This window comes from Kitasatospora sp. NPDC056651 (assembly GCF_042792155.1).
Taxonomy (GTDB): domain Bacteria; phylum Actinomycetota; class Actinomycetes; order Streptomycetales; family Streptomycetaceae; genus Kitasatospora.
The window spans coordinates 19635-29719 of record NZ_JBHTWX010000116.1 but is presented as its reverse complement, the minus strand read 5'-3'; the positions used below and the strand labels follow the sequence as shown (position 1 = coordinate 29719).

General features: G+C 71.5%; 12 protein-coding genes. 6 read left to right on the top strand and 6 right to left on the bottom strand.

Going from position 1 to position 10085, the window contains the following annotated elements:
* Window positions 1–58 precede the first annotated feature (58 nt).
* From ACFRAR_RS32370 to ACFRAR_RS32350, 5 genes are all read right to left on the bottom strand, one after another.
* Window positions 59–2536, bottom strand: a complete 2478-nt coding sequence (locus ACFRAR_RS32370; protein WP_380702744.1) for an FtsX-like permease family protein — start codon at window positions 2534–2536, stop codon at window positions 59–61.
* Complete coding sequence (locus ACFRAR_RS32365) at window positions 2536–3210, bottom strand: ABC transporter ATP-binding protein (RefSeq protein WP_380702742.1); 675 nt, start codon at window positions 3208–3210, stop codon at window positions 2536–2538. Before ACFRAR_RS32365 ends, ACFRAR_RS32370 begins: the two co-directional genes overlap by 1 nt.
* A gap of 124 nt (window positions 3211–3334) precedes the next feature.
* A complete protein-coding gene (locus ACFRAR_RS32360; RefSeq protein WP_380702740.1) occupies window positions 3335–3577 on the bottom strand; it encodes a DUF397 domain-containing protein in 243 nt (80 codons plus the stop codon).
* Between the two features lie 69 nt (window positions 3578–3646).
* On the bottom strand, window positions 3647–3838 hold the full coding sequence (locus tag ACFRAR_RS32355; protein WP_380702738.1) for a DUF397 domain-containing protein: 192 nt from the start codon (window positions 3836–3838) through the stop codon (window positions 3647–3649).
* Complete coding sequence (locus ACFRAR_RS32350; RefSeq protein WP_380702736.1) at window positions 3835–4716, bottom strand: Scr1 family TA system antitoxin-like transcriptional regulator; 882 nt, start codon at window positions 4714–4716, stop codon at window positions 3835–3837. Before ACFRAR_RS32350 ends, ACFRAR_RS32355 begins: the two co-directional genes overlap by 4 nt.
* Window positions 4717–4831: 115 nt before the next feature.
* On the opposite strand from ACFRAR_RS32350, the gene ACFRAR_RS32345 reads away from it, so the two are divergent.
* From ACFRAR_RS32345 to ACFRAR_RS32325, 5 genes are all read left to right on the top strand, one after another.
* Complete coding sequence (locus ACFRAR_RS32345; RefSeq protein ID WP_380702734.1) at window positions 4832–5290, top strand: ATP-binding protein; 459 nt, start codon at window positions 4832–4834, stop codon at window positions 5288–5290.
* A 218-nt stretch (window positions 5291–5508) separates the two neighbouring features.
* Window positions 5509–6291: a ThuA domain-containing protein gene (locus ACFRAR_RS32340; protein WP_380702732.1), complete on the top strand. Its 783-nt coding sequence runs from the start codon at window positions 5509–5511 to the stop codon at window positions 6289–6291.
* Window positions 6292–6303: 12 nt separating this feature from the next.
* Window positions 6304–6786, top strand: coding sequence for a GNAT family N-acetyltransferase (locus ACFRAR_RS32335; RefSeq protein ID WP_380702730.1), 483 nt, complete (start codon window positions 6304–6306; stop codon window positions 6784–6786).
* Between the two features lie 164 nt (window positions 6787–6950).
* Window positions 6951–7298 (top strand): hypothetical protein, encoded by a 348-nt coding sequence (locus tag ACFRAR_RS32330; protein ID WP_380702728.1) that lies wholly within the window; start codon window positions 6951–6953, stop codon window positions 7296–7298.
* 96 nt (window positions 7299–7394) lie between these two features.
* Window positions 7395–8003: a DJ-1/PfpI family protein gene (locus tag ACFRAR_RS32325; protein ID WP_380702726.1), complete on the top strand. Its 609-nt coding sequence runs from the start codon at window positions 7395–7397 to the stop codon at window positions 8001–8003.
* Between the two features lie 15 nt (window positions 8004–8018).
* Here the strand turns inward: ACFRAR_RS32325 and ACFRAR_RS32320 are convergent, their stop codons facing one another.
* Entirely contained in the window at window positions 8019–8753 is a 735-nt protein-coding gene (locus tag ACFRAR_RS32320; RefSeq protein ID WP_380702724.1) for an NDP-sugar synthase, read from the bottom strand.
* Window positions 8754–8956: 203 nt separating this feature from the next.
* Here ACFRAR_RS32320 and ACFRAR_RS32315 point away from each other — a divergent pair, with 203 nt between their 5' ends.
* Window positions 8957–10021 carry a 5-methyltetrahydropteroyltriglutamate--homocysteine methyltransferase gene (locus ACFRAR_RS32315; protein WP_380702722.1) on the top strand — a complete coding sequence of 355 codons (1065 nt, stop codon included), beginning with the start codon at window positions 8957–8959 and terminating at the stop codon, window positions 10019–10021.
* Window positions 10022–10085: the final 64 nt, after the last annotated feature.

The following is a 10085-nucleotide window of genomic DNA, read 5'->3' as shown; positions in this document are numbered from 1 at the left end:
CCGCGCCCCTGCGGGTGCGGGCCCGTTGCCGCCGTTGACGGATGCGGGGTGCCGTGGGCTATTCGCGGTGCAGGAACTCCGCCTTGACGCCCCGGCCGAGAGCGGGGAGCGCGCTGAGCCCCGCCACCACCGCGCCGGCGAGCGCGATGGCGGCGACGGCGCCGAGCCCTCCGAGCGGGATCGCCCCGGACGTGCCTCCCGCACGTCCGTAGGCGCGGCCGACCAGGGCGGCGAGGCCCAGGGCCAGGGTGATGCCGCTGCCGTACGGGATGAGCACCTGGAGGAGCTGGGCGCGCCGCATGGTGGGCAACGGGACCCCGACCACGGCCTGGAGGGCGACCTCGCGGCGGCGTTCGACCGCCCGGTCGATCGAGCCGACGGCGATGGCCGCGCAGGAGATCGTGAGCACGAGGAGGGTCCCGATGGTGAGCAGGGCCCGGAACAGCGGGAACTGGTACTGCGATTCGAGCGCGATGTCCGGGACGGAGACCGTCAGGCTCGGGTCGACCCGGGCGGCCGCCGCGTTGAGCGCCTCGAAGGTGGACCGCTCGCCGTCGGTGACGACCAGGTACGACGCGGCGGGCAATGCGGCGGCGGACAGGCCCGGTGTGCCGGGCGGCAGCATCATCTCGGCCGCCACCGGAGAACTGTCGGAGATCGCATTGCGGTCGGGGACCTCCAGGGTGCGGGTGGGTGCCGCCACGGTGAGGGGGCTGCCGGGGTCGGTCACCGGAGCCAGGGTCAGCGGTGCCCCGTTGCCGAGCCCGGCCGGCTGACCGGACCCGGCGAGCCAGTACGCGGTGCCCTCCTCGCAGGACTGCGGCGCCTGCCTGATGACCGAGGACAGCTCGGCGCAGCTGAGGACGACGGCGTTGTGGATGAGCGGGGGCGTCTGGACCACGCCGGCCGGTGCCGCGGAACCTCCGCCCGGGACGCCCGGGACGCCCGGGACGCCCGGGACGTTCGGGGTGTTCGGGACGTTCGAGATGTTCGAGATGTTCGGGGCGGGCGTCGCGGTGACGGGGGCCATCGGCGTCTGGAGCCGGCGCACGGGGACGACGGAGCGCACACCGGGGACATCGGCGAAGGTGGCGGCCGCCAGCGGCGTGCCGTCCGCGCTCGTCGCCGGCCCCTGGTACACGCCGGGGGCCATCACCTGGGCCCAGGACTCGGCGGCGGTGCGGGACTGGATCGCCGCGAACACCGACTGCCCGAACGCCCCCGCGAAGACCAGCAGGACCAGCCCGGAGACGACCCGGGTCGCGGCGGCGGCCTCGGCCTCCAGCCGGCGGGCGCCGAGCAGGACGGCGATCGACCGGGCCACCCGCCCGAGGAACACGCCGATGCTCCGGGCGATCAGCGGAGTGCCCGCCGCCAGGCCGATGAACACCAGCAGCAGCCCGGCGGCCATGGTGAGCAGCATCGAGGTGTTCGGGTCACCGCGCTCCGGCGGGGGGCTCATCGCCGCGTACCCGCTGACGGCGATGCCGAGCACCAGAGGCGCCAGCCGCCAGGGGGACGGGGCCTTCGGCACGGTGTCGGTGCGCCCGGCCCTCGTGGCGCTGGTGACCCGCCGGACCGCGACGGCCCCCACCGCGACGGCGAGCAGGGGAACGGCCAGCAGCAGCGCCGCGGTCTGCCACAGCGGGGGCTGGAGATCGGCGGAGTACCAGCCGTAGCCCGCGACGGTCCACCGGGAGGTGAACGGCAGCAGAGCCTCGAAGACGGCCAGGCCGGCGAGCGCACCCAGCGAGGCCACCACGGCACTCTCCCCGGCGTTCACCACCTGCGCCTGGCGCGGCGTCACCCCGAGCAGGCGGAGCGCGGCCAGGCGCCGGTCCCGCGTGGCGGCGGAGAGCCTGGCACAGGAGGCGAGGAACAGCAGGACGGGGGTGAGGACGGCGATCACGCCGACGGCCAGGGTGATGGTGTTCTTGCGGGCGTCCGCGACCGCGCTGGCCTCGGCCACCACCGCCGGGCCGGTGGCGCCGTGTGCCAGCGGCCCGTACCCCGTGAACTGCTGGGTCGAGGCACCCGGGGTGCTCCCGACGCCGACGTACGCGAGCAGTTCGTCCGGCTGCACCAGGCCGTCAGCGGTGATCGTCTCGGTGACCCGGCCGGGCAGCCGGTCGCGCAGCGCCTGGTTGCCCGGCCGGTCGTAGAGCGCTCGCAGCGCGGGTGAGAGCACCACCTCGCCCGGAGCGGGCGGACGGCTCAGGCCGGGCGGCGGGGCGTCGGCGGACGCGGCGACGAGCTGACGTTGCAGGGGTCGGCCGTACCAGCTGTCCGACACGCCCTGGCCGAGCAGGCCGCAGCCGGCTGCCGGGCTATCGGCCGTGGCCGCGCAGATCACGGTCCGGGCGTCGGCCCGGTCCGCACGGTGCTGGAGCATGCCCGGGACGGCGATCGCCAGCAGGAGGACGACCACGCCGAGCGCGGTCCCGCCGGCCATCAGGGCGACCCGGGCCCAGCCCGAGCGGCCGTAGCCGCGCACCAGGCGCACGCCCAGGAGTAAGGGGTAGAGGCGGGCTCGCATCAGACCCGCTCCTTCGTCCCGACCACGCGGCCGTTGCTCATCACGATCTCGCGGTCCGCGCAGGCCGCGACGCGAGCCTCGTGGGTCACCACGACCACGGCGGCGCCCTGCTCCCGGGCCGCCGTGGTCAGCGCCGTCAGCACGCGCTCGCCGTTGACGGTGTCGAGCGCACCGGTGGGCTCGTCGGCGAAGACCACCTTCGGGCGGTGGATCAAGGCCCTTGCCACGGCGGCTCGTTGGGCCTGTCCGCCGGAGATCTGGGACGGACGCTTCGCGGCGAGGTCGGCGATCTCCAGCCGTCCGAGTGCCTCGGCCGCGTTCCGTGCGGCTTCCTTACGGGTCGCACCCGCGAGCCGCAGCGGCAGGGCCACGTTCTCCAGGACGGACAGTTCGGGGATCAACTCGCCCAGCTGGAAGACGAAGCCGAAGTCCCGGCGACGCAGAGAGCTGCGGCCCGCCTCCGGCAGGTTGTCGAACCGCTCGCCGTCGAGGCGGACGCTACCGGCCTCCGGGGTGAGGATCCCCGCCAAGCAGTGCAGCAGCGTCGACTTCCCCGAGCCGCTCGACCCGGTCACGGCCACCACCTCCCGTGGGGCGACTGCGAACGAGACGCCGTCCAGCGCGCGGGTCGTGCCGAAACTGAGACGCAGATCGTCGGCCACCAGAAGATTCATTGCCTGCCCTCTCGCGAATTGACCGGTGAGAGGTGATCGTCTCATCCTGGGAAGGGAGTTGACCGAGCATATGTTCGTCGGGTGGTCGATTCGCGGAAGGCCCGTACAGAGTGAAGCTGTCGGGTCAGACGGGCCGGGTCGTGGTGGCGGCGAACGTCACGAACGCCTGCCAGGCGGCGGGGGAGAAGGTGAGCTGGGGGCCGGTCTTGTCCTTGGAGTCACGGACGTGGACGGCGGTGGGGGTGTCGGCGACCTCGACGCACTGCCCGCCCTCGTTGGAGCTGTAGCTGCTCTTGCGCCAGGCGACTTCGATGCAGGCACCGCCCTCGTTGCCGCTGTGGCTGCTCTTGAACCAGGCGAGTTCCATACCGTCCGACGGTACGCCAACGGCCCGCCGCCGGGAAGGCGGTGGGCCGTTGAGGGGAGGCCTTGCGGCTCAGACCTCGGCGGTGGCGGCGAACCTCACGAACGCGTCCCACGCGGCCGGCTCGAAGGCCAGCTGGGGGCCGCTCTTGTCCTTGGAGTCACGGACGTGGACGGTGCCGGGAGTCTCGGCGACCTCGACGCAGGCGCCGCCCTCGTTGGTGCTGTGGCTGCTCTTGAACCACACCAGCTTCGTGTTCATCATTCTCCCAGCATCTTCTCGATCAAGGTCATGGACTCCTCCGGCGTGTGAGCCTGAGCCCTGAGGGCGCCGTAGCGTGCGTTCATGATACGGACCTCCTCCTGATCCGTGATCAGACGACTGCTCTGTTGCGCCTCGATGTAACCGGTCTGTGGGCGCCCCTTGGGCGTGATCAGGATGAACGGGCCGCCCAGCCCTGCGTGCTCGCTCCTGTTCAGCGGCATGACCTGAATGGCCATCCCCCGCATCCTTCCCACCTCCAGCAGGTGGCGCAGCTGTTCTCTGTGAACCTCCCAGCCGCCCAAGGGCCGCATGAGGACGCTCTCATCGACGACCCAGCTGAAGATCGCACGCGGCCATCGCGAGAGGATCACCTGGCGGGAGAGCCTCGACACTACCCGTTCGTCGATGACTTCTTCAGTCAGCAAGGGCTGCCTCATCCCGTACACAGCTCGCATGTGCGCCTCGGTCTGCAAGAGGCCCGGGATGGCATACATGCTGTGCTCGTGGATCTCGACCGCCACGGGCTCCAGCTCGACGTAGCCCCGGAACCAGGCCGGATGGCGTACCCGGGCCTTGTTCCGGGCCTTGATCACGTCGTCCGCCGCGATGGCCAGCAGGCCACGGGCGTTGAGCGCTCTGTCCAGCGCGATCAGCAACTCGGGCTGCGGGGTGCGGACTCCACGTTCCACCGCGCTGATCATCTGCTCCGTGTAGCCGACACGCTCGCCGAGCTGCCTCTGCGTCAGTCCGGCCTGTTCCCGTAGGAGCTTGATCTGTTTGCCGAGCGCGCGGAAGAAGTCCGAGACCTCCGTCAGGTCCTCCGGCAATTCAGTCCGCACGTCGTCGGTTCCGGATCCATTGCCACTCGCCACGCCCATCGTGGTCGCCCTTCTGCGATTGAGCCACACGAAAGCTGTCCGCACCCGTACAGGCACCCTCCGTGCGTGCCGGATGCCTGGTCAGGGTACTTCCAGCCCGCCACGCTTTTCTCCCATGGCAACCGAAATCCCCCGCGACAACCCCCGCTCCCACACCACCACCCTCACCGCCTCCCCCAAGGGCGCGGCCATCTGCCGACGTCTGGCGAGGCGTCAACTCACGGACTGGGAACTGCACTCCACCCACACCGAGCGCTACCACGGCGCGCTCCTGATCGTCGCCGAGCTGGCCGCGAACGCGATCACGCACGGACGCGTTCCGGGGCGCGGGTTCGAGTTTCACCTCTCGCTCACCACCTTCGTGCGCCGGGGCATCACCCTCCGCATCGAGATCAGCGACCCCCGGGGTGACAGGATCCCCGCCCTCCCCACGAAGCTCCGGCCCAACTCCCAGTCCGGGCGCGGCCTCACCCTCGTCGACGCGCTCTCCGACCGCTGGGGCACCATTCCCCGTCACCCCAACTCCAAGACGGTCTGGTCCGAACTGGACCTCGTCCTCCCCAACGTCCTCTGAATCCCGTGATATCGGAGGGCATACGACCCCACCCCCACCCTCATCCCCCACCCTCACCCCCAGCCCCACCCCGTGACGCCGAGGGAGTGGGAAGTCGGCGAGCCCGACTTCCCACTCCCTCATTCGTATCCCCCCACCTGTCAGGATGCTCTCCAGGTGCGCCCCTGTGCGCCTCTCCCGAGGAGTCCGAATTGCCCCGTCTCCGATCACTGCGGCCGATGCCGGCACTGGGTGCCGTGCTCGCCCTCATCGGCCTCACGGGCTGTGCCGCGTCGGAACCCGCACCCAGGCGGCCTGAGTTCAAGGTGCTCGTCTTCTCCAAGACCGGCGGCTACCGGCACGGCTCGATCCCCGCCGCCGTCCAGGCCGTCAAGGACCTGGGCGCCGCGAACGGGTTCGCGGTCGACGCCACCGAGGACGGCGCCTTCTTCACCCCCGCCCGCCTCGCCGGCTACCGGGCCGTCGTCTTCGCCCTGACCTCCGGCAACGTCCTCGACGCCACCGAGAAGACCGCCTTCGAGGGCTACATCCGGACCGGCGGCGGCTACGCGGGCCTTCACTCCGCCTCCGACACCGAGTTCGACTGGCCCTTCTACGGCCAGGTCGTCGGCGCCTACTTCAAGAGCCATCCCCACGGGCTGTTCCGGGCCCGGGTGGTCGTCGAGGACCGGCACAACCCCAGCACCAGGCACCTGCCCGCCACGTGGGAGCGGTCGGACGAGTGGTACAACTTCCGCACCGACCCCAGGAACACCGTCCACGTCCTCGCCTCCCTCGACGAGTCCTCCTACGACCCGGGCCCCGACCGGATGGGCGACCACCCCATCACCTGGTGCCAGCGGGTCCAGGGCGGCCGGTCCTGGTACACCGGCATGGGCCACGGCGAGGAGGCGTACGCCGATCCGGCCTTCCGTGCGATGCTCCTCGGCGGCATCCGCGTGGCGGCCGGCGCCGCCGAGGCCGACTGCGACCCGCCGGGGTCGCTCCCCGAACCTCAGTGAGGAGCGCTTTCCGTGATCATCCGCAGCTTCGAGCCGCAGGACTTCGCGCGGCTGACCGAACTCACCATCGAGACCTTCGGACCGTTCTACGAGGAATCCTTTCGTCCCCTGGTCGGCGAAGTCGTCTTCGCCCGCCAGCACGGCCGGTGGCGCGAGGACTACCGCACCCTGCTCGCCACCCTGCACACCCCGGAGCACGGCAAGCACGTCGCCGTCGCGGACCTCGACGGAGCGATCGCGGGCTACGTCGGCTGGGAGATCGACCCCACCCGCGAGCGCGGCACCATCGGCATCCTCGCCGTCGACCCACACCACCGCCGTGACCACCTGGCGACCGACCTGTGCGAGCACGCCTTCGGCCACATGCGCGACCACGGAGCCCGGTACGTCGAAATCGGCACCGGCGGCGACGAGTTCCACGGCCCGGCCAGGGAGCTGTACGAGAGCCTCGGGTGCGTCAAGCTGCCCGTGGCCGTGTACTTCCGCGAGCTGTAGCTGCCCGTTCCCTCAGGTGAGGTGCTCGATCAGGTCGGCGCCGCGCACGGCTCCACCGCTTCGCCGGAGCGAGATTCCCGGCTCCCGCAGCCGCCGCCTGGCGGGCTTGGGTGAGTGGAAAGTCGGCCGGTCCGACTTTCCGCTCCGGCACAATGCCCTCGTTGTTGACCTTGCTCGGCCGGGAGGCCTCGGTGGTTGATCTGCGCTGTGAAGCGGTCCGCTGGGTGGACGACGGGTTCCCGGGATGCCTGGAGGTTCGGTTCACGGATGCCGAGGGGCGGACGTGGACGCTGTTCGAAAAGTGGCCGATCTTCGGTGTCCCGATCGACCTGGGCCCCGGTTCGGTGTACCCGGTGGAGGTCACCGTCGGCTGCGTGATCCTTGAGGATGCCGGCTCGGGTGAGGCCGACGGGATCGTCACCGTCTCCACCTCGCCACACGGTGTCGCGACGCCGGACGGGCGTGAGGAGTTCAGGGTGCGCCGGGACCAGCTCATCCACCAGGAGCGGTAGGGGCCCGGCGATCCGCCCGAGGCCACCGCACCGCCGGTGGCCTCTACCAGCGGGGTCGGGGAGACTGGACGTTCCGCGCCGGATGAAGGAGTTGCGATGCAGGTAGCCGTGGTGACGTTCGACGGGTTCAACGAGTTGGACAGCTTCATCGCGTCCGCGCTGATCAACCGCTGCCGCCCGGACGGTCTGGAGGCCTTCATCACCACGCCGACACCGGTCGTCACCTCGATGAACGGCGTCGAGGTGACCGGGCAGCGCCCGATGGAGTTCGTCGCCGAGGCCGACGTGGTGCTGATCGGCAGCGGGGTGAAGACCCGCGACGTGGTCGCCGACAACCGCCTGCTCTCCGCGCTGCCGCTCGACCCCGCCCGGCAGCTGATCGGCTCCCAGTGCTCCGGCGCCCTCGTGCTGGCGCACCTCGGGCTGCTGGAGGGCCGGCCGGCCTGCACGGACCGGACGAGCCGGCCCTTCGTCGAGGCCCGGGGCGTCACCGTGCTGGACGCGCCGTTCCACGTCGAGGGGAACATCGCCACCGCCGGGGGCTGCCTGGCCTCCCAGTACCTCGCGACCTGGGTGATCACCCGCACGCTCGGGGAGGAGGCCGCGCGCGGCGTACTGGACTACGTGGCGCCGGTGGGGGAGAACCTGGAGACCGTCGAGCGGGGGCTGCGGGCCGTCCGCGCGGGGGAGCCGGTCCGGTCCTGACCCAGGCGGGCATGGTCAGCGGACGGTCTCCGTGATGCGCGCCCGCAACTCCCGTAGATCCGCAGGTGTGTTGACGGCCCGCCAGAAGCCGTCGGCGCGGTATCCCGTCAGCTGCCGCAGCCGTACCAGGTGCGGGAGGGTCGTGTGCGCGTGGTCCCCCTGGTCCGGCAGCAGCGGGACGACACCGGGTGCGAAGGCGTACACCCCGCCGTTGACCGTGCAGTCGGGTGGGGGCGGCGCGGCGAGCTCGGCGACCCTCCCGGAGGCGTCGCAGCGGACCGTGCCCCGGGGCAGCCGGGGCGGGACCAGGGCGACCGTGGCCAGGGCCCCACAGCGCAGGTGGTGAGCACCGAGTGCGGTGAGCGGGAAGTCGGTCCAGATGTCGCCGTAGACGGCGAACCACGGTTCCCTGGGCGCCGGGAGCGCGCGGGCGGCGAGCTTCAGGCCGCCGCCCCGCCCCAGCGGGTGGTCCTCCACGACCACGGTGGTGCGGACCGGCAGGGGTGCCGTGCGCACGTAGTCGGTGATCGCCTGCGAGCGGTAGCCCGCCGAGACGACCACCGTCTCCACGCCGGCGTCGGCGAACCGGTCGATCTGGTGGCGCAGCAGCGGCGTGCCGTTCACCTCGACCATCGCCTTGGGGCGCAGGTCCGTGTACGGGGCGAGCCGCCTGCCGCGTCCGCCCGCGAGGATCACGGCCTGGCGGATCGGGGCCTGGTGGATCGGGGGCGAGGCCTCCGGCGAGCACATTCCCCGACCTCCCGGGAGTGACGGCACAGCATCGGAACAGTCTCGGGGGCTTCGCGGTCCCGCTCGACGGAATGATCGGGTGTGGCCCAAGTGTGTCCGGGTGGGGTCGACTTCGGCCTCCCCTCCTGCCCTTGTGGAATGCGATCGACGGCAATTCCGATCATGTCCGACGCCCCGGGTGCCCGTGTTCCTAGGCTGCCGCCATGAGCATCCCCTCCGAACTCATCGGCAGCATCCCGCGCTCCCCGGAGCTCCTCTCCGCCATCGCCGAGCACGGGGCCGGGCGTCTCTCCGGCGCCGCGTTCGCCGAGGTCCAGCGGCGGGCGGTCCAGGACACCATCGTGCGGCTGGAGGCCCTCGGCTCGAAGGTCGTCACCGACGGCGACCAGACCAAGCCCAGCGCCTACACCTATCCGGTCGTCGGCGCCGACAACTTCAGCCCCGACGGCGTCGTCCTGCCCTTCGCCGACGGGCACCGGCGGCAGCTGCCCGTCCTGTCCTCCGGCCCCTTCCGCTACCAGGCGCATGCCGAGCAATTCCTGCGGGCCGCGCAGAAGTTCGCGACCGTCCCCGTGAAGCAGTCGGTCGTCTCGCCCTCGCTGCTCAGCCTCCTGTACCCGCCGGCCGGTGTCTCCGGGTACTCGCACACCCAGTACATGGAGGACCTGATCGCGGGTGCGGAGGCGGACATCCGGGGCTGCCTCGACGCGGGGGTGCACGTCGTGCAGCTCGAACTCACCGAAGCCCGGCTTGCGTTGAAGCTCGACCCGAGCGGCGGCGTGCTGCACGAGTTCGTCGAGCTCAACAACATGGTGCTGGGCCGCTTCAGCGAGGTCGAGCGAGCCCGGATCGGCGTCCACACCGACCCCGGTGCCGACCAGGGCTCCACCCACAGCCTCGACGTCGACTACGCGGAGCTGCTGCCCGAGCTGTTCAGGCTCACCGTGGGCAGCTTCTACCTGTCGCTGGCGAGCGAGGCCGACCCGGATCGGGTCCTGTCCGCTGTCGCCGATCAACTCCCTCCGGAGGGCCGGGTGTTCGTCGGTGTCACCGACCCGAACGATCCGGTGGTGGAGAGTGTCGAGCAGGTGCGCGACCGGGTGCTGAGCGCCGCCCGGCACCTCCCGGTGGAGCGGCTGGGCACCTGTGACGACAGCGGCTTCGCCTCCTTCGCCGACGACCTGTCCGTCTCCCGGGAGACCGCCTTCGCCAAGATCAGGGCTCGGCTGGAGGGGACGGCGTCGGCGGCCGAGGCGCTGGGGGTCTGACCCGAGGCCTCGTGTCGCCTCCTCGGGGTGAACCCTGACGCGAAATCAGGGGACGGTGGCGTCC